Source organism: Pseudoxanthomonas sp. (assembly GCF_051953815.1).
GTDB lineage: Bacteria > Pseudomonadota > Gammaproteobacteria > Xanthomonadales > Xanthomonadaceae > Pseudoxanthomonas_A.
In genome coordinates, this window is record NZ_JBQCIJ010000006.1 from 43271 (window position 1) to 61727 (window position 18457).

At 67.1% G+C, this 18457-nt stretch carries 12 protein-coding genes and 2 tRNA genes; 2 read left to right on the forward strand and 12 right to left on the reverse strand.

What is annotated here, in order from left to right; genetic code table 11:
- Nucleotides 1–280 precede the first annotated feature (280 nt).
- Nucleotides 281–1831: a hypothetical protein gene (locus tag ACTHN1_RS01815; protein WP_440469267.1), complete on the reverse strand. Its 1551-nt coding sequence runs from the start codon at nucleotides 1829–1831 to the stop codon at nucleotides 281–283.
- Nucleotides 1832–2087: 256 nt separating this feature from the next.
- On the opposite strand from ACTHN1_RS01815, the gene ACTHN1_RS01820 reads away from it, so the two are divergent.
- A tRNA-Arg gene (locus ACTHN1_RS01820) sits at nucleotides 2088–2164 on the forward strand.
- 223 nt (nucleotides 2165–2387) lie between these two features.
- On the opposite strand, the gene ACTHN1_RS01825 is transcribed toward ACTHN1_RS01820, so the two are convergent.
- The 11 genes from ACTHN1_RS01825 to ACTHN1_RS01875 all read right to left on the reverse strand — a co-directional run bounded on the left by ACTHN1_RS01825 (nucleotide 2388) and on the right by ACTHN1_RS01875 (nucleotide 15689).
- Nucleotides 2388–4247 carry a M56 family metallopeptidase gene (locus ACTHN1_RS01825; RefSeq protein WP_440469268.1) on the reverse strand — a complete coding sequence of 620 codons (1860 nt, stop codon included), beginning with the start codon at nucleotides 4245–4247 and terminating at the stop codon, nucleotides 2388–2390.
- Nucleotides 4248–4250: 3 nt separating this feature from the next.
- Entirely contained in the window at nucleotides 4251–4637 is a 387-nt protein-coding gene (locus ACTHN1_RS01830) for a BlaI/MecI/CopY family transcriptional regulator (protein ID WP_440469269.1), read from the reverse strand.
- Between the two features lie 324 nt (nucleotides 4638–4961).
- Nucleotides 4962–5054 (reverse strand) — tRNA-Ser (locus ACTHN1_RS01835).
- A 75-nt stretch (nucleotides 5055–5129) separates the two neighbouring features.
- The gene (gene csrA, locus ACTHN1_RS01840; RefSeq protein WP_141453448.1) at nucleotides 5130–5339 is read right to left on the reverse strand and encodes a carbon storage regulator CsrA; all 210 of its coding nucleotides are present in this window, start codon (nucleotides 5337–5339) and stop codon (nucleotides 5130–5132) included.
- Between the two features lie 148 nt (nucleotides 5340–5487).
- Nucleotides 5488–8136 (reverse strand): alanine--tRNA ligase, encoded by a 2649-nt coding sequence (gene alaS / locus ACTHN1_RS01845; RefSeq protein ID WP_440469270.1) that lies wholly within the window; start codon nucleotides 8134–8136, stop codon nucleotides 5488–5490.
- Nucleotides 8137–8243: 107 nt separating this feature from the next.
- Nucleotides 8244–8738, reverse strand: coding sequence for a recombination regulator RecX (recX, locus tag ACTHN1_RS01850; RefSeq protein WP_440469271.1), 495 nt, complete (start codon nucleotides 8736–8738; stop codon nucleotides 8244–8246).
- A gap of 62 nt (nucleotides 8739–8800) precedes the next feature.
- Nucleotides 8801–9838, reverse strand: a complete 1038-nt coding sequence (gene recA / locus ACTHN1_RS01855) for a recombinase RecA (RefSeq protein WP_440469272.1) — start codon at nucleotides 9836–9838, stop codon at nucleotides 8801–8803.
- 168 nt (nucleotides 9839–10006) lie between these two features.
- Nucleotides 10007–10648, reverse strand: a complete 642-nt coding sequence (lexA, locus tag ACTHN1_RS01860; protein WP_440469273.1) for a transcriptional repressor LexA — start codon at nucleotides 10646–10648, stop codon at nucleotides 10007–10009.
- 108 nt (nucleotides 10649–10756) lie between these two features.
- Nucleotides 10757–12442: an ABC1 kinase family protein gene (locus tag ACTHN1_RS01865; protein ID WP_440469274.1), complete on the reverse strand. Its 1686-nt coding sequence runs from the start codon at nucleotides 12440–12442 to the stop codon at nucleotides 10757–10759.
- A 31-nt stretch (nucleotides 12443–12473) separates the two neighbouring features.
- The gene (locus tag ACTHN1_RS01870) at nucleotides 12474–12977 is read right to left on the reverse strand and encodes a CinA family protein (protein ID WP_440469275.1); all 504 of its coding nucleotides are present in this window, start codon (nucleotides 12975–12977) and stop codon (nucleotides 12474–12476) included.
- A gap of 123 nt (nucleotides 12978–13100) precedes the next feature.
- The gene (locus ACTHN1_RS01875) at nucleotides 13101–15689 is read right to left on the reverse strand and encodes a TonB-dependent receptor (protein WP_440469276.1); all 2589 of its coding nucleotides are present in this window, start codon (nucleotides 15687–15689) and stop codon (nucleotides 13101–13103) included.
- Nucleotides 15690–16230: 541 nt separating this feature from the next.
- On the opposite strand from ACTHN1_RS01875, the gene mutS reads away from it, so the two are divergent.
- On the forward strand, nucleotides 16231–18457 hold a 2227-nt coding region (gene mutS / locus ACTHN1_RS01880), incomplete at its 3' end, for a DNA mismatch repair protein MutS (RefSeq protein ID WP_440469277.1).

Genomic DNA, 18457 nt, shown 5'->3' on the forward strand with positions numbered 1-18457 from the left:
TCCTGCATGTTTCCCCCTGTCCTGGCCCCCGGTTCCCTGGCGTTCCTGCGGCCTGCCTGTACTAAGGTCATTCGCGGATACCCACGGCCCGTGCTTGCATTGGCAACATGGGTATCAACGCGACTTCAGCCGGTACCCGGCCATGCATGCCGCCACTTCGGACGGAAGCGCGCGAGCGCATGCGTCCCGGGGCTCCCACGCGCCCACGAAAAAGGCCGGGTTGCCCCGGCCTGTCTGTTTCGTGACGAACGGGCGGGAGGGCCCAGGCCCTCCCCCGGCGTCAGGGCTTGACCACCGAACGCCGGTACCGCGCCACCGGCGTCTGCCGGTACGGCGAGCGTCCCACGTACACCCCGCGTCCGCCGGACACCGGCTGCGCCTGCGCGCCCGCGCTCGGAGGCGCCGAAGCGGCCCCCTGGCCCGGAATCAGCGGCTGCGCGCCGTTGACCCGGATGCGGTTGTCGATGTCGCTCTGTTCCAGCGCGCCGATGGCGATCCGGGTGGGCACCAGGCGTGCATGCGCATCGCCGATGGCCAGCTTGGTCCGCAGCGGCGGGTCATAGGCCGGCAGCGACTGCGGCGACGGGAACGGAAACGCCGCCGGGGTCGCCGGGGCGTTGTTGCCCGCCGCCAGCAGCGGGCTGCCGGCGCGGGGACGCAGGCTGCGCTGGGCGATGTCGGTCAGCATCGGATCCGCGCCGCGCACGGTGCCGCTCCATTCCGCCGGCACCAGGATCGCGCCGGACTGCACCCAGTTGTTGCTGCCGGCGACCTGGCGTCCGTTCGACCACGGCTCCCGGCTCGACGGTCCGCAATAAGGCGCGGCCACGTCGCTGGCCGGATTCTCGCGCACGATCGCCGGGGCGCTGCCGCCGTTCTGGTAGATGGCGTTGTTGTGCATCTCCAGCGAACCCTGGCCCAACTGCACCAGCACCGCGTTGGCGTTGCCGCCGCGGTCCAGGATGATCGTGTTGTTGACCAGGCGGGTGCGGCCCTGGTTGCGGCCGTTGAGATCACCGCCGATGCGGAACGCGTTGCCGGAACGGCTGCTGGCGCGATGGATGATCACGTTGCCGACCACGTCCGCATCCTCGCGACGCAGATCCGCGCTCCATCCGGCTTTCTGGGTTTCGCAGTCCGGGCCGATCAATTCCACTTCGTGAAGATCGGAGCCTTCGATCCAGTTGTAATAGATCTCCGCCCGCTGGTGACGCACGCGCACCAGCACGCCGCCGGTCGCGTCGTGGACGTAGTTGTGGCGCATCCGGAACACCGTGTCCGGATAGGCGACCTCGTCCGACTGCATATAGATGGCATGGCGCCGATCGCCCTGGCCGGCGCGCGCCACCTCGCTGTATTCGAGGGTGAACGACCCGGAATTCTGGTCGGCGCCGAGGATGCCGTGCGACGGGCAGTCATGGACGTAGGCATCGCGCACGGTGACGTTGTGCGCTTCGCTGAAAACGCAGCTGCTCGAACCACCGGTGATTTCGAAACCCTCCAGCACCACGTGGTTGGACTGCTCGAACTTGAGGGTGTGGGTGCCCCCGCTGAGGATGGGACGGCTGGCGCCGGCCACCCGCCGCCAGCGGATGGTGACCGGATTGGCTTCGGTGCCGCTGTCATCGTCCCCGATCACGATGTCGCCGCTGTAGGTGGCATTGCCGTCCACCTCGACGATGTCGCCAGGAGCCAGGTTGACGCTGCGGAAAAGCGTGGACAACTGGGTGTACTGCCGCCCGGAGGGACCGACCGTGTAGGTGGCGGCCACCGCGCTCAGCGGGACAGCCGCAAGCAGCCCCAGGCCGAGCAGGGGTTTGGAAAAACGCATTGATTTGGAACTCCCGGAATTCTGGTTGTTCCCCCTGTGGCCGGTATTGTCGCGGGCGGGACGTGAAAGTCCCGCTAACCGCGCCACCCGTGCCCCGGGCATCGTTCCGAACTGCGACCGGGTTGTCATCCCCGTCCGCGGTGCGGGTCGCGGACGCCGATGCCTGCACCGGTCCGGCATCGGCCCGGGAAATTCGTTACGGAAAAATGATTGACGACCGAAATCGAATCGTGCAGAATTCCGCCTCTAACGCAACGCGCCCGTAGCTCAGCTGGATAGAGTACCTGGCTACGAACCAGGCGGTCGGGAGTTCGAATCTCTCCGGGCGCGCCACTTAGCGGTAATGCTGGCAGACATCGCATGGATGCCGACATTACTCCCCGTCACTGATGACCTGCTCTTCGGTACGGAAGCAAAAGCCACCCTCGGGTGGCTTTTTGCGTTTCAGGATCCCGTTGGCGTCATGCACGCCCACCAGCGGCGCGCGTTCATTGGCTTGAGGTCGCAACGGGCCGGAGCGTCTCTCTCGACGCCCGGCCACGGGCATCCACCCTGCTCAGGGCTGGATGCGCTGCGCCACCTGGCTGGAGAGCGCGCCGTCCAGCAACCGCTTCAAACCGGCGTCGGCGCGCCGGGTCGCCTCCGCCTGGCGTTCGGCAAGCGCGGCCTGTTGCTCGCTCAGCGCAGCCTGCTGACGGCTCAGGGCCTCCTGGCGTCGCCCGAGATCCTTCTGCCGCGCGTCCAGGTCCGCCTGCTCGCGCGATTCGCTGGCGGATTCACCGCCACCGTTCAACGAACGCTGCGCCGCCGCCAGCGCGACGCGCGCCTGGCGCTGCCCCAGTTCTCCCTGCTCCTGTCCCAACTTGCCCTGCTGCAGGCCCAATTGGCCCTGACGCGTTCCCAGTTGTCCTTGCTGCTCACCCAGCTGACGGATGGGATCAATCAATGCGTCGAAGCGCTGCAATGTCCCCGGATCCCGGATCAGATAGCGCGCGCTTCCCTGGCGTACCCACAACGCCTGCCCCTGTCCGCCGACGGCACGGCGCGCCTCTTCCAGGTCATGGGTGGAACCGTTCATGACCGTGCGCTTGCCGTCACCCTGGAGACGCACGTAGGCCTGGTCCGGCCCGGAATCGGACACATGGATCTGCCCTGAAACCCCGTCGTCCGCGCTTTCCATGCTGATCATCGAAGTGGTGGTCTGGACCACGGTGGCTGGACTTGCCGCGACTGGCTCGGCCACGGTGGCGAGCGCGGGCGCGGGTGTCGACACGGCGGCGGGTACGGCGGCCGTCGCGGGCGCCGGCACCGGCACCGGCACCGACGCCGCCGCGGATGCGGATGCGGATGCGGATGCGGGTGCGGGTGCTGGAGCCGGTGCGGGCGCGGCCACCATCGCGGCGACCGGTGCCGTGGTGATGACGTCATCGCTGGAAGCGGCCACCAGCCGCACCGGCGCCACGCCGGCGACGGCGACCAGTGCCAGCAGCACGAAGGAACCGGCGCGCGGGAAGGATGCGGTGTTCTGCAGCATGGTCAATCTCCTTTTGAGGCTGAGGAAGGTGGGAGAAGCACTGGCCAGGCCGGTGCGAAGGGAGGACGACGTGCCCAGCCGCAGCAGCAACCGGCCGTAGTCGTGGCGGCAGCGACGATCCCCGGCCACGACCGCCGCATCGCAGGCGGCCTCGCGGGCGATGCCGTACTCGCGCACCGCCAGATGGATCAGTGGATGGAAGAAGAACAGGTGTCGGGCCAGCGTCGGCCCCCATCCCCACCACAGATCGCGGCGATGCAGGTGCACCAGTTCATGCGTCAGCGCCATGTCCAGGTCGTCACCGCTGAGCACGCGGTTCGCGGGCAGCAGCAGGACGGGACGCCACGGCCCGACCAGTTGGGGGGAATCGATTCGATCGGAAACCCGCAACCGGGGAGCGCGACGGAGACCATGGGCCTCGGCCGCCAGCGCCAATGCCCGCGCCAGCGCTTCGTCGGTACAGGGCGCGGCCTGGCTCAGGAGCTCACGGCTGCGCCGCCAGTCGCGAAACGTCACGCCTGCCATGACCAGCACGCCGGCCAGCCACAGCGCCACCAGGCCCGTCTGCCAGGAAAACGCCGTCACGACGGGCGAGGAAGCGACGCGCAGCGGAGCCTCCGTCGCGCCGGTTGCCGCCACCGGACCGGCATCGATGATCGTCACCGGAGCGGACACCTGCGCCGCCAGCCAGGGCAGTTCGAGCGGAGGCGCAACCAGCCCCAGCAGCGCCTGCAGGGCCACCAGCCACCACAGCCAGCACTGCGTGCCCGACGGCAATCGCGGCACCAGCCGGCAGACCGCCCAGACCAGGGCCACCAGCACCACGGTCTGCGCGCTGGTCGCGACCAGGCGTTCGAGGCACGACGCGATGAAGCTCTCCATGGCTCAGTCCTCCTGCCGCTTGGACTGCAGGCGCGCGACCAGCGCTTCCAGTTCGGCCAGTTCCTCGTCGCTGACCTCGCCGCGCTTGGACATCCAGGCCACGAAAGGACTGACCGAGCCGCGCAGGGTCTTTTCCACGAACGCCCCCACGGCTCCCTGCACCACGTCGTCCTCGCCGGCGGTCGCCGAATAGCGGTAGACGCCGCCCGCATGGCGCCGTTTCAGATAACCCTTGGCGCGCAACCGTTCCATCATGGTCAGCACGGTCGAACGCGCCAGTCCCTGCGTCTCGCCAAAACCCGAGGCCACCTCGCCCACCGAGGCGTCCCCCTGCTGCCCGACGTACTGAAGCAGGGCCAGTTCCTGGTCCCCGATGCTCTTGCGTGCCATGGTCCCCTCCACGGGATGACTACAGATGTAGTCAAGCTAGATCTGACTACACCTGTAGTCAAGCCTGACCAATGGCAGGGGGGGGCTGGCGATAGCCTCGGGAGCGTCCCAGGCGGTCGGCGCGGGGAAGGCGTTCGTGGGCGTGGTGATACGACCCTGCGGAGTGGGTCGATACCTCCATCGCAAGGAGGGGCCGCAGGCGATTCGCCCGATGATCGATGCCGGCACGGTGACGCGTGATACCCGCCCGGCGCCTCCGCGAAAACCTCCTCCACGAGGACCGCAGAAACCAAAAACCCCGCCGAAGCGGGGTCCTGGTACGACTGGCGGAGTGAGAGGGATTCGAACCCTCGATAAGGCTTTTGACCCTATACTCCCTTAGCAGGGGAGCCCCTTCGGCCTCTCGGGCATCACTCCGGGAAATGTTCCGCCGCGATGGAATCGCGGCGGCCGCATAGGATAACGGCAGACCGGTTCCGCGGCAAACGGAAATCAGCTCGAGGACGAATCGTCGTTGTGGGAAGCGGAGCCCGCTTCTTCGCCGCGCTGGATGCGCTGGTAGATCTCTTCGCGATGCACGGCAACGTCCTTCGGCGCGGTGATGCCGATGCGCACCTGGTTGCCCTTCACGCCGAGCACAGTCACCGTGACCGAATCACCGATCATCAAGGTTTCGCCGACTCGGCGGGTCAAAATCAGCATGTTTCTTCTCCTGAATCCGGCAAGATTAAAGCCGGGGCAGCGTTCCTGCAGCGCTGGACGCGAGGAAGCTTCCAGATAGGTTCATCGTCGTGAATCATGGTACGGGCCGGAGCACGCGCCCGCAAGCACGGGCGCGCCGCCTGGCGGTTCATTGCAGGCGCTGGGCGACCCAGTCGTTCACGCCCTTGAGGGCAGACACAAGGGCGGGCCCGTCCTCGCCACCACCCTGGGCGAGATCCGGGCGACCGCCGCCCTTGCCGCCGATCTGACTGGCGACGTGGGACAGAAGTTCCCCGGCCTTGACCTTGCCGGCGGCAGCGCCGCTTACCCCCGCCACCAGGGTGGCCTTGCCTTCGCTGGTGCCGGCCAGGACGATCACCGCGTCGCCGAGTTGCTGCTTGAGCCGATCGATCGCATCGCGCAACGCCTTGGCGTCGAAACCCTCCAGCCGCGACGCCAGCACGCGGACTCCATTGACGTCCTGCGCCGAGCCCGCCAGATCGGCGGTGGCGCCCGAGGCCGCCTTGGCCTTGAGCGCTTCCACTTCACGCTCGAGCTTCTTCTGCCGTTCGGTAAGGGCGCGGATCTTCTCGACCACATCATGGGCGTTGCCGCCCAGCAGTTCGGCCGCCTGCTCCAGTCGACGCTCCTCGGCATCGACATGATCCAGCGCGCCCTGCCCGGTCACCGCCTCGATCCGGCGCACGCCGGCGGACACGCCACCTTCGCTGACGATCTTGAACAGTCCGATGTCGCCGGTCCGGCCCACGTGCGTGCCGCCGCACAGTTCGGTCGAATAATCACCCATGCGCAGCACGCGGACGTTTTCGCCGTACTTCTCGCCAAACAGCGCCATCGCGCCAAAATCCAGCGCTTCCTGCATGCCCATATGATGCACTTCGGCCTCGTGGTTGGCACGAACCTGCGCATTCACCCGGCGCTCGACCTCGGCCAGTTCCTGCGCGGTGATCGCCTGGAAATGCGAGAAGTCGAAACGCAGGCGATCCGGCGCCACCAGCGAACCCTTCTGCTGCACATGGGTGCCCAGCACTTCGCGCAGGGCGGCGTGCAGCAGGTGGGTCGCCGAGTGATTGAGGATGGTGGCGGCGCGACGCTGCGCATCCACGGATCCGGCAAGGCGGTCACCGACCTTGAGGCTGCCGCGGGTCACCCGACCCACGTGGCCATGGAACTGGCCCGCAAGCTTCTGCGTGTCGGACACCGCGAATTCCGCCTGCGGTCCGCTCAGCCGGCCGACGTCGCCGACCTGGCCACCGGATTCGGCGTAGAACGGCGTGCGATCCAGGATGACCACCGCCTCATCGCCATGGCCAACCGACTCGACCGGACGGCCGTCCTTCAACAGCGCGACGACGGCCAGATCGCCCGCATCCAGTTGCTCGTACCCCAGGAATCCGGTCGGCTGCAGCTGCGCCACCAGGTCGGCAGGAAGGCTCGCGCTGGATGCGAATTTGCCGGCTGCGCGCGCGGTTTCGCGCTGCTGCTCCATCGCCGCCTCGAAACCGGCCATGTCCACGGTCAGGCCGCGCTCGCGCGCGATGTCGGCGGTGAGATCCACCGGGAAGCCATAGGTGTCGTACAGACGGAAAGCCTCGACGCCGGGAATCACGCCCTGTGCCTTCGCGGCAATGTCATCGAAGATGCGCATGCCCGAATCCAGGGTCTCGGCGAAGCGCTCTTCCTCGGCCTTCAGCGCGCGCTCGACGAGCTCGCGCGCGGCGGGCAGTTCGGGATAGGCCTCGCCCATCAGATCGGAGAGCGTCCCCACCATCCGGTGGAAGAACGGCTGGCGCACGCCGAGCATCCAGCCATGGCGCAGGGCGCGGCGGATGATCCGGCGCAGCACGTAGCCGCGGCCTTCATTGGAAGGCAGTACGCCATCCACGATCAGGAAGCTGCAGGCGCGGATGTGATCGGCGATGACGCGCAGCGACTTGTTCTCGCGGTCCTCGGTACCGGTCAGTTCGGCGGCCTTCTCGATCAAGGCCTGGAACAGATCGATCTCGTAGTTGCTGTGGACGTGCTGCAGGATCGCGGTCAGGCGTTCCAGGCCCATGCCGGTATCCACGCATGGCGCCGGCAGCGGTACCAGGGTGCCGTCGGGCTGACGATCGAACTGCATGAACACCAGGTTCCAGATCTCGATGAAGCGATCGCCGTCCTCATCGGGCGAGCCCGGCGGACCACCGGCAATGTGGTCGCCATGGTCGTAGAAGATCTCGGTGCAGGGCCCGCAGGGGCCGGTATCGGCCATCTGCCAGAAATTGTCCGACGCGAACGGTGCGCCCTTGTTGTCGCCGATGCGGACAATCCGTTCGGCCGGAATGCCGATGTCCTTGTTCCAGATCTCGAAGGCTTCGTCGTCGGTGTGGTAGACCGTGACCAGCAGGCGATCTTTCGGCAGCTTCCAGACCCCGGTCAGCAGTTCCCAGGCCCAGGCGATGGCGTCCTTCTTGAAATAGTCGCCGAACGACCAGTTACCCAGCATTTCGAAGAAGGTGTGGTGACGCGCGGTATAGCCGACCGAATCCAGGTCGTTGTGCTTGCCGCCGGCCCGCAGGCAGCGCTGCACGTCCGCCGCGCGCACGTAGCTGCGCTTCTCCGCGCCCAGGAACACGTCCTTGAACTGGACCATGCCCGAATTGGTGAACAGCAGGGTCGGATCATTGCCCGGCACCAGCGGCGCCGATGGCACGATGGTATGGCCCTTGCTGTGGAAGAAATCGAGGAAATCCTGGCGGATCTGGCGGGTGCTGATTTTGGGGGCGCTGGTCATCTGGCTGGCATTGGCTGACGGGCGCATCCGGACGCCGCGTCCCCCACAAATGCGGGCGCGGGCTCGCCGAAGCAACCCAATGCCCTAGATTAACAGGCCCGACGGGTTCAGTCCTCCCAGTCCAGCCGGGTCGCGGCTCGAACGCTGCCGCCGTCGAATCCCCGCCGGATGAGGAAGTCGGCGGCCTTGCGCCGCCCCTCCAGGTCAGTCAAGCCGCCCGGACCGAAACGGCGGCGGACGAGGTCGCGCGCCGTTTCGGTCCAGTCGCCATCAAAAGTGTCCATGGCCGCCGCGATGGCTTCGCGGTCCAGTCCATGGGTAGCCAGCTCCGCGCGTATGCGGAGCGGCCCATAACCGCTGCCGGCCCGGCTGCGGACCAGCAATTCGGCAAACCGTCGGTCATCCTGCCAGCCTTCGCCGGCCAGCCTGTCCACTGTCGCCCTGGCCTCTTCCCTGGCCACACCCCGGGAGGTCAGTTTGCGTTCCAGCTCCCGCCGAGAGTGCTCCCTGCGGGTCAGCAGACCCAGCGCCCGCTGGACCGGGGTCTGCTCGGCCCGGGGCCGCCGCCGTCGCGGCGAGCCTGGTTCCTCATCCCTGCTCATCGTTCCATCCACCGAACCGGGTGGCCGGCTTCCGTTCCAGCCGATGCCCTGTGCCCAATGGCTCAGTCATCCTGATCCGCGTTGTCGTCCTCGCCACGCGAGGCCTCGGCCGGCTGGAACTTCTCGCGCAGTTCGCTCTCCAGCTTGGCGGCGATCTGCGGGTTCTCGCGCAGGAAGGTCCGCGAATTGTCCTTGCCCTGACCGATACGCTCGCTGCCGTAGCTGTACCAGGCACCGGCCTTCTCGACCAGCTTGGCTTCCACGCCCATGTCGATCAGCTCGCCCTCTCGGCTGATGCCTTCGCCGTAAAGGATCTCGGTGACGACCTGCTTGAACGGAGGCGCCAACTTGTTCTTGACCACCTTGATCTTGGTCTGGTTGCCGATGATCTCGTCACCCTTCTTGATCGCGCCGATGCGGCGGATGTCCAGGCGCACGGAGGCGTAGAACTTGAGCGCGTTGCCGCCAGTGGTCGTTTCCGGGCTCTGGCCGGGCATCATCACGCCGATCTTCATGCGCAACTGGTTGATGAAGACCACCAGGGTGTTGGAGCGCTTGATGTTGCCGGTCAGCTTGCGCAGCGCCTGGCTCATCAGGCGGGCCTGCAGACCCGGCAGCTGATCGCCCATCTCGCCCTCGATTTCCGCCTTCGGGGTCAGCGCCGCGACCGAGTCGATGACGACGATGTCGATGGAACCGGAGCGCACCAGCATGTCGGCGATTTCCAGCGCTTGTTCGCCCGTATCCGGCTGCGACACCAGCAGGTCGTCCACGTTGACGCCCAGCTTGGCGGCGTAGATGGGATCCAGCGCATGCTCGGCGTCGATGAAGGCCGCGGTGCCACCCTGTTTCTGGCACTCGGCGATGGCCTGCAGGGTCAACGTGGTCTTGCCCGAGGATTCCGGTCCGTAGATTTCCACCACGCGGCCCTTGGGCAGGCCGCCGATGCCGAGGGCGATGTCCAGCATCAGCGAGCCGGTCGGAATCACTTCCACGGGTTCGATCACGCGGTCACCCATGCGCATCACCGAGCCCTTGCCGAACTGGCGCTCGATCTGGGTCAGGGCCACGGAAAGGGCGCGCTTCTTGTTCTCGTCCATCATCGGTTCCTCAGAAGAATCAATCGTTGAATGCAAGGCTACGGGGGGCGGATCGCACAGGCTGCGACTGTCCCGGGAAATCTGAAATTAAGGCCGGCGACCACGGCTCGACCATCGGGAAATCCGGCATGACCGCATCGGACAAACCCTCGGAAACGCGTCGGCCCGTCACCGGTTCGGCCTCACCAGGCCGCAGTACAGCCCTTCGATCGCGAAATCCTGATCGGGCTGCACCTCGATGGGGGAATAGTCCGGATTGCGCGGCAGAAGCCGGATCCGGTCCTTGCCGACCTTCAGCAGCTTGACCGTGATTTCGTCGTCGATGCGGGCCACCACGATCTGCCCCGAAAGCGCGTCACGGGTGCGATGGACGCCGATCAGATCACCGTCGAAGATGCCTTCGTCCCGCATCGAGTCTCCCTTGACCCGCAGCAGGTAATCCGGCGCCGGGGCGAAGAAGGCCCGATCCAGCAGGACGTAGTCGTGATGACCGGCGTCGGCGCCAATCGGCGCGCCCGCGGCCACCTGCCCGAGCACCGGCACCCGCAGCCCATCGTCGTTGGCGGACGGGAACGCCAGTTCGGGCTGGGCCTGCACCGGCGCCTTCAGCAGGCGGATGCCCCGGGCCCGGCCCGGCAGCCGCTCGATGGCGCCGGCCTGCTCCAGTGCCTCCAGGTGGTACTGCGCCGCCCGCACGCCCTTGAAGCCGAAAGCGCGGGCGATCTCGGTCTGGGACGGGGGAACACCCTCGGTTTCGATGCGCTCGGCGATGAGGGCGAGGATGGCTTGCTGGGTATCGGTCAGGTCCATGGTTAGTAGTATTACTACTAACAAACCGGTTTGGCAATACCCGGCTCTCCGCGGCGCGCCTCCCGCATTGCCGCCCGCTGGAGGCGATTGCGTCCCTGTCCCGGCGGCTCAGCGCTTGCGTCCGCTCCGCCAGATCGACAGGACGATCCAGACCCCGGTCATCGCGGCGAACACGAAACCCAGCACACCCATCGCCATCAGCCAGCGATTGGAGATGCCGCCACCGACGCTGTTCATCACGATGGACGAGCCGATGATCAGCGCGGCGGTCACCACGCCGATGGTGAGCCGGTTGGCGGCGCTGTTGAGCTGGTCGCCGAAGGCCCTCAAGGAAGTGATGTCGAGCTGGCCGCGCAGGCGCCCGCGCCGCGCCGCCTGCAGCAGCCGGCGCAAATCGCGCGGCATGTCCCCCACCAGATCCAGCGCGCCTGACAGGCTGCGGCGCCCGCGGCGGGCAACCGCGCGCGGCGAATAGCGTTCCAGAATCGCGCGTTCCAGATAGGGCCGCGCCTCGCTGGCCATGTCGAAGTCCGGATCCAGTTGCCGGCCCAGTCCCTCCAGGGTCAGGAACGCCTTGATCATCAGCGCCAGATCCGGCGGCAGGCTGAGGCCGTGCCGACGCAGCAGCGCCGCCACGTCGGTGAGCATGGCGCCCATCCGCAACTGTTTCAGCGGCACCCCGCGATAGCGGTCGGTGAATACCCCCACGTCAGCCTGCAGGCGCGTTTCGTCCACCGACGTGTCGCCTTCGGTCCAATCGAGCAGGATGTCGGTGACGGCCTCGGGATCCTCGCCGACCAGGCCATTGAGCAGCCGGGCGACCTGGAAGCGGCGTTGTTCGGAGACGCCGCCGACCATGCCGAAATCGATCAGGCCGATGCGCCCGTCGCGCAGGTAGAAGATGTTGCCCGGATGCGGATCGGCGTGGAACAGGCCGTCCACCAGCACCATCTTCAACACGATCGCCGCGCCGGTCCGGGCCAGTTCATGGCGATCCAGCCCCGCCGCATCCACCGCCGCGAGATCGCAACCGGGGATGCCATCCACCCAGTCCTGCACGCTCAGGCGCTCGCTGGTCCATTGCCAGTGCACGGCGGGAATCAGGACTTCCGGATGGTCCTGGAAATTGAAGGCGATGCGTTCGGCGTTGCGGCACTCGCCGGCGAAATCCAGTTCCGCGCGCAGCGAGGCGGCGAATTGCTGGGCGATGCCGATGGGATGGTATCGGCGCAGATCCGGCACCTGGGTCTGGATGATTTCGGCCAATCGCGCCAGCAGGCGCAGGTCCGCCTCGACCACTTCGCGGATTCCGGGCCGCCGCACTTTCAGCACCACCGCGCGACCGTCTTCCAGCCAGGCGCGATGCGCCTGCGCCAGCGAAGCGGCGGCCAGCGGTTCCGGGTCCAAGCGGGCAAAGATGTTCTCCGGAAGGTCGCCGAGATCTTCGATCAGCTGTGGGCGGATCACCTCGTAAGGCACCGCCGGCACCGCGTTCTGCAGCCGGCTCAACTCCGCGATCCATTCCGGCGGCAGCAGGTCGATGCGCGTGGCCAGCACCTGGCCGAGTTTGACGAAGGTCGGTCCCAGCGTTTCCAGCGCGCGCCGCAGTCGCTCGGGCGGCTCCATCCGAAGCGCGTCTTCCGCGTGCTGCCAGTGCAGGAGCCGGCCGGCCCGTTCCAGCGCGCCGGCCAAGCCGATGCGCCGGACCATGTCACCGAAGCCGTTGCGGATCAGGACCGAGGCGATTTCCTGCAGTCGCCCCAGATCACGTACCGCTCCCAGGGTCTCCCACATCAGCGTCGCCCTTTGCTTCCGGTCCGCATCGTCACAGCCGTTCCAATCCGTGCAGCGCGGCCGCCACCGTCTGGCGCCGGACGGCGTCGCGATCGCCATCGAACAGGAAGACTTCCGCGCGCGCATAGCCGCCGCGGCGCTTCCAGCCGATCCAGACCGTTCCGACCGGCTTGCCCTCACTGCCGCCGCCCGGGCCGGCGATGCCGGTCACCGCGACGGCCACGCTCGCACCGGAATTCACCAGCGCGCCGGACACCATTTCGATGACGGTCTCGCGGCTGACCGCGCCGTGGGTTTCCAAGGTCTGCGGACGCACCCCCAGCAGGGCCTGTTTCGCTTCGTAGCTGTAGGCCACCATGCCGCTGTCGAACCAGTCCGAGGAACCGGCGATGTCGGTCACCGTCTTGGCGATCCAGCCACCGGTACAGCTTTCCGCGGTCACCAGGTGATCATGCTCGGCGCGCAGACGGGTACCGATCAGCTCGGCCTGCGCGCGCAGTTCGGCATCGGAGGGAATCGCAGCCACGGTCGACATCGGGTCAGCTCGGGGGAAGGAGTCCCCGTTTTAGCCCAATTCGGTCTTCCTGTCTGCCGCCATCGGCGTCATCCGCCCCCGAGGGGGCGGATGCACGCGCCATGCCGTCGGTGGTGCGGCGGCTCAGTACGTCACGCGGAAGGTCACGCCATAGGTGCGCGGCGCGCCAAGGAACGCGTTGAACGAGTTGGTCGGATCACCCGGGGTTGGCGAGAAGTTCTGCAGCGGGGCGTCGAAACCGACCTGCTGATAGGTCTCGTCGGTCAGGTTCTGTCCCCACAGCTCCACCATCCAGCGCTTGTTCTTCGCACCGAAGCCGATCCGGGCGTTGACCAGCGTGTACCCTTCCTGGGTCTTCTCGATGTCCATGTCCGAACCGGTATTGTGTTCGGATATGTATTTGGCGCCGACGTTGAAGCGACCGATCAGGCTGTTGCCGAAATCCCACTGATAGGTCACCGATGCCGAACCCGACCACAGCGGCGCGAAGCTGATGTGGTTGCCCGGCAGCTTGTATAGCGTGCCGCCGGGCGCCACGAATTCGGATGTCGGCTTGTCGTTGCCATAGCGGGTGTCGGCGTAGGTCAGGCCAGCCTGCAGCATCAGGCCATCCACCCCGGTCTGCCACAGCACCTCGGTGTCGATGCCCTTGGAAGTGACTTCGGGAATCGAGCGCACCACGTAGCTGGTGCCGAGGAAGCTGTTGAGCTGGAAGTCGGTGAACTCCTGGTAGAACAGGGTGCCGTTGAGCAGCAGGTTGCCGTCCAGCCAGGTGGACTTGGCGCCCAGCTCGTAGCTGTCGACGAACTCGCCCGGGAACGAGGTATCCCTGACCGGCAGGATGCCGGCGGTGCCGCTGGACAGACCGGTGTTCGACTGCACGCGATCCAGGTTGAACCCACCGCCCTTGTAACCGCGCGCGCCGGACAGATAGGTCATCAGGTGATCGTTCCAGCGGTAGGCGAACTTGAGCGTGCCGGACCATTCGCTCTCGGACCTGTCCTGCTGGGTGTGCCGACCGTTGTGGGCGACGTTGGCCCACGGCAGGCACATGTAACCGATCGCGGTCGGGGCAAGCTGCTGCGCCACGGCTTGGGGAATGCCGCGCGCCATCAGCGCGCCGACCACCCGTGCCGGGGTGCCCAGCGCAGTCGCGCAACCCAGGCTGCCATTCGGATTGGTGTAGACCGAATCCAGTTCCTTCTTCTCGTGGGTGTAGCGCAGACCCAGCGTGATCGCCAGCTGGTCGGTGGCGTGCCAGGTGTTGTTGGTGAACAACGCGGCGGTCTTGGCGTTCTGGTTGTAGGTGTCGTGCGCGCCTTCGGTGTCACCCGGGAAGACGGTGCCGAGCGGCCGCCCGGTGGCCTGCGACGCGAACAGGAACGGATTGGTGGTATTCACGGTGATGCCCAGCGGCGCGAGCTGGCGGGCGAACAGGCTCAGCAGCGCGGTGGACAGGTAGGTCTCGTAGTGCCGGCCGATCATGTACTGATCGTGGCGCTCCAGGTCCTCGTCCGAGTAGAAGAAACCCAGCATCCAGTCCAGCTTGTCGGTGCTGCCGGTCAGGCGCAGTTCCTGGCTGAAGGTCTTGAACTTGGTCGACGAGTCGTCGAAGTTGTTGCGCCGATACAGCAGATCCGCGCCGCTGAAATCGAAGTCCAGCGCGTTGACCGACTGCCAGTCGCGCGCGGCGGTTATCGAGGTCAGCGTCGCTCCGTTGAACCAGGGCGTGTTCCAGTCGATCTGGGTGGAGAAGCCCTTGTCGAGCACGCTCTGTTCGGTGCCGCGGTTGCTGTAGGCCAGGCGCCGTTCCGGATCCGCCACCGGAATGATCGCGCGCCCGGCGCCGCCGGCCAGCGCGTCGAGGATGTTGGCGGTCAGGCCACGCACGGTGGTCACGCCGACGCAGCAGTTCTCGTCGCGGCGGGTGTAGTCGGCGATGAAGGTGAAGTCCAGATCGTCGTTCGGCTCCCACAGCAACTGCGCGCGCAGGGTACGGAAGTCGCGGTCGCTGTCCTCGCGTTCGGTACGCGGTCCCACCCCGGTGTTCACGTCGGTCACGCCATCGCGCTTGCGCTTGGCCGCATAGATGCGGAACGCGGCGTGATCGCTGATGGCGTCGTTGTAGGCGCCGGAGATGCCGAACTCGCCGTAATTGCCGAAGGTCAGTTCGCCCTCCGCGCTCTGGGTGTAGCTGGGGCGGCGGGTGATGACGTTGATCACGCCGGCGGACGTGTTCTTGCCGAAGACGGTTCCCTGCGGCCCCTTCAGCACTTCGATGCGTTCCAGTTCGCCCAGGTCGCCGAACCCCACGCCGGTGCGCGGACGGTAGACGCCATCGATCACCACGCCCACGGCGGACTCCAGGCCGGCGTTGTCGCCGTTGGTGCCGACGCCACGGATGCGCGCGGTGGTCTGCGATTCGTTGGTGGTCGAACTGACATGCAGGCCCGGCACCAGCAACTGGACATCCTTGATGTCGGAAACGCCCGCGTCCTGCAGCAGTTGCTCCGGCAGCGCGGTCAGCATGATGGGCACATCCTGCATCGCCTCCTCGCGCTTCTGCGCGGTGACCGTCATGGTCGCCAGCGTGGTCGCCTCCTCGTCGGGCTTGGTCTGGGCTGGCGCGGCCTCCTGCGCTTGCAGATTGGCGGACAGTGCGGCGAAAACGGCGAGCGCGAGTGCGCGATGCTGCGGTTTGGCAACGACCATGTGTTCCCCTCCCCCGGGTCATGTCGGATGTGATCAATCGATTGCGATATTCGGACCTGCCTTGCGACTGCGGACATCAATTTGCGCGCGTGGCGCGCCCCCTGTGCGAAGGAAGCTAGCACCCCTGGATGCGGAGAAGCATTTTGCAGCGCACCCATACGCAGGAAGCGCTTCCTGCACGGGAAAATAAGCACGATCGTGCGCAAATTCGATTGCCCGGGACGCGGAAAAAGGAACCTCATCCACCTCCATCCCGCATGCCGAGATTTGTTCGTCGCCGCCCGGGCTCGAGCGGATGCTCGCGTCGCAAGACGCATCGTCCCGGCGTCCGCCCGGAGTTCGCCGGCGTGCGCGGGCACCTTGCGATCATCCCGCTGCGGGGGGAGATCTCCCCGGCCCTCGACTGCGGCTCCCGACCCGGACCCGGCAGCGATCCCCTAAACTTGCATCCTTTCTCCGGTCGGCCATCGCGTCCCCGATGCCCCTCCACCCGGCGGCTTGCCGGCGGGCCAGGTGTGCCGGATGTTTTCCAGAAGGTCACATGAAGCAGGACAAGTCGCAGGAACACACTCCCTTGATGAAGCAGTTCTTCGCCGCCAAGGCGGAGTACCCGGATCTGCTGTTGTTCTTCCGGATGGGAGACTTCTACGAGCTGTTCTACGACGACGCCCGCAAGGCTGCGCGGCTGCTGGACATCACCCTGACCCAGCGCGGCAATTCCGCGGGCGCGCCCATTCCGATGGCGGGCGTGCCGCACCATGCCTACGAAAGCTACCTGGCCCGACTGGTGGCGCTGGGTGAGTCGGTCGCGATCTGCGAGCAGATCGGCGATCCCGCCCTCGCCAAGGGGCTGGTCGAACGCAAGGTCGTGCGGGTGGTCACGCCCGGCACGGTCACCGACGAGGCGCTGCTCAATGAGCGCCGCGACACCCTGCTGATGGCGATCGCCCGCGGCCGCAAGGGTTACGGCCTGGCCTGGGCCGATCTGGCCGGCGGACGCTTCGTCGTCAATGAGGTCGAGGGCGAGGACGGCCTGGAGGCGGAGCTCGCGCGGCTGGAGCCGGCGGAAATCCTGCTGCCCGACGAGGACGGCTGGCCGGAGTTCATGCAGGGCCGCCACGGCCTGCGCCGGCGCGCGCCGTGGTTGTTCGACGCCGACAACGGACGCCGGCAACTGCTGCAGTTCTTCCAGGTGCGCGACCTCAACGGCTTCGGCATCGAACAGCTGCCGCTGGCGACCGGCGCCGCCGCCGCCCTGCTCGGCTATGTGGAGGAGACCCAGAAACAGCGCCTCCCGCACCTGGGCGCCATCCGCACCGAATCGGCTGGCGACGCCATCGCCATGAACGCGGCGACCCGCCGCCACCTGGAACTGGACAGCCGCGTCGATGGCGACACCGGCAACACCCTGCTTGGCGTGCTCGACACCACCATCACCCCGATGGGCGGCCGCCTGCTCCGCCGCTGGCTGCATCGTCCGCTGCGGGACCGCCGCGTGGTCGGCGAACGCCACCAGGCGGTGGACAGCCTGATCGAGCGCGGACTGGACGCCGCCCTGCGCGAACGCTTCCGCGCCCTCGGCGACATGGAGCGCATCCTCACCCGGGTCGCCCTGCGCTCGGCGCGTCCGCGCGATCTGTCCACCCTGCGCGACGCGCTCGCGCTGCTGCCGGAAATCCGCCAGACCCTGGCCGGCGCCGCGTCCGATCCCGCCGCCCTGGCGGCCTCGCCGCGACTATCGGAACTTGCCGCCGAACTGGGCGAGCACACCGACACCGCCACCCTGCTGGCCAATGCGATCGCGCCACACCCGGCGCTCAAACTGGTCGATGGCGGCGTGATCGCCGACGGCTTCGACGCCGACCTGGACGAACTGCGCCGCCTGAGCACCCACGCCGATCAGTTCCTCGTCGATCTGGAAACACGCGAGCGCGAAAGCAGCGGCATCGCCACCCTCAAGGTCGGCTACAACCGCGTGCACGGCTACTACATCGAGATCAGCAAGGGCCAGGCCGATCGCGCGCCGGTCCACTACACCCGCCGGCAGACCCTCACCAATGCCGAGCGCTACATCACCGAGGAACTGAAGAGTTTCGAGGACAAGGTGCTGTCGGCGCGCGAGCGCTCGCTGGCGCGCGAGAAAGCACTGTACGAAGGCCTGCTGGACACGCTCAACCAGAATCTGGAGCCGCTCAAACGCTGCGCCGGCGCCCTCAGCGAGCTGGACGTGCTGGCCTGCTTCGCCGAACGCGCGCAGGCGCTGGACTGGTCGCGGCCGACCCTGGTCGACGCCCCCGGCCTGCACATCGCGCGGGGACGCCATCCGGTGGTGGAAGCGGTGCGCGCGGAACCTTTCGAACCCAATGATCTGGACCTGGACGAACAGCGCCGGATGCTGATCATCACCGGCCCCAACATGGGCGGCAAATCGACCTACATGCGCCAGAACGCGCTGATCGTGCTGCTCGCGCACATCGGCAGCTTCGTCCCGGCGGCGCGCGCGACTATCGGCCCGATCGACCGCATCCTCACCCGCATCGGCGCCGGCGACGACCTCGCCCGCGGCCAGTCGACCTTCATGGTCGAGATGAGCGAGACGAGCTACATCCTCCACCACGCGACGAGCGAGTCCCTGGTGCTGATGGACGAGATCGGGCGCGGCACCTCGACCTACGACGGGCTCGCGCTCGCCGACGCGTGCGCGCGCCACCTCGCCGCGACGAACCGCGCCTACACCCTGTTCGCGACCCACTATTTCGAGCTGACCG

Excerpts from the sequence above, each read along its gene's own strand:
- ACTHN1_RS01815 (WP_440469267.1), bottom strand. The coding sequence starts at position 1,831 with ATGCGTTTTTCCAAACCCCTGCTCGGCCTGGGGCTGCTTGCGGCTGTC.
- ACTHN1_RS01825 (WP_440469268.1), bottom strand. The coding sequence starts at position 4,247 with ATGGAGAGCTTCATCGCGTCGTGCCTCGAACGCCTGGTCGCGACCAGC.
- ACTHN1_RS01830 (WP_440469269.1), bottom strand. The coding sequence starts at position 4,637 with ATGGCACGCAAGAGCATCGGGGACCAGGAACTGGCCCTGCTTCAGTAC.
- csrA (WP_141453448.1), bottom strand. The coding sequence starts at position 5,339 with ATGCTGATTTTGACCCGCCGAGTCGGCGAAACCTTGATGATCGGTGAT.
- alaS (WP_440469270.1), bottom strand. The coding sequence starts at position 8,136 with ATGACCAGCGCCCCCAAAATCAGCACCCGCCAGATCCGCCAGGATTTC.
- recX (WP_440469271.1), bottom strand. The coding sequence starts at position 8,738 with ATGAGCAGGGATGAGGAACCAGGCTCGCCGCGACGGCGGCGGCCCCGG.
- recA (WP_440469272.1), bottom strand. The coding sequence starts at position 9,838 with ATGGACGAGAACAAGAAGCGCGCCCTTTCCGTGGCCCTGACCCAGATC.
- lexA (WP_440469273.1), bottom strand. The coding sequence starts at position 10,648 with ATGGACCTGACCGATACCCAGCAAGCCATCCTCGCCCTCATCGCCGAG.
- ACTHN1_RS01865 (WP_440469274.1), bottom strand. The coding sequence starts at position 12,442 with ATGTGGGAGACCCTGGGAGCGGTACGTGATCTGGGGCGACTGCAGGAA.
- ACTHN1_RS01870 (WP_440469275.1), bottom strand. The coding sequence starts at position 12,977 with ATGTCGACCGTGGCTGCGATTCCCTCCGATGCCGAACTGCGCGCGCAG.
- ACTHN1_RS01875 (WP_440469276.1), bottom strand. The coding sequence starts at position 15,689 with ATGGTCGTTGCCAAACCGCAGCATCGCGCACTCGCGCTCGCCGTTTTC.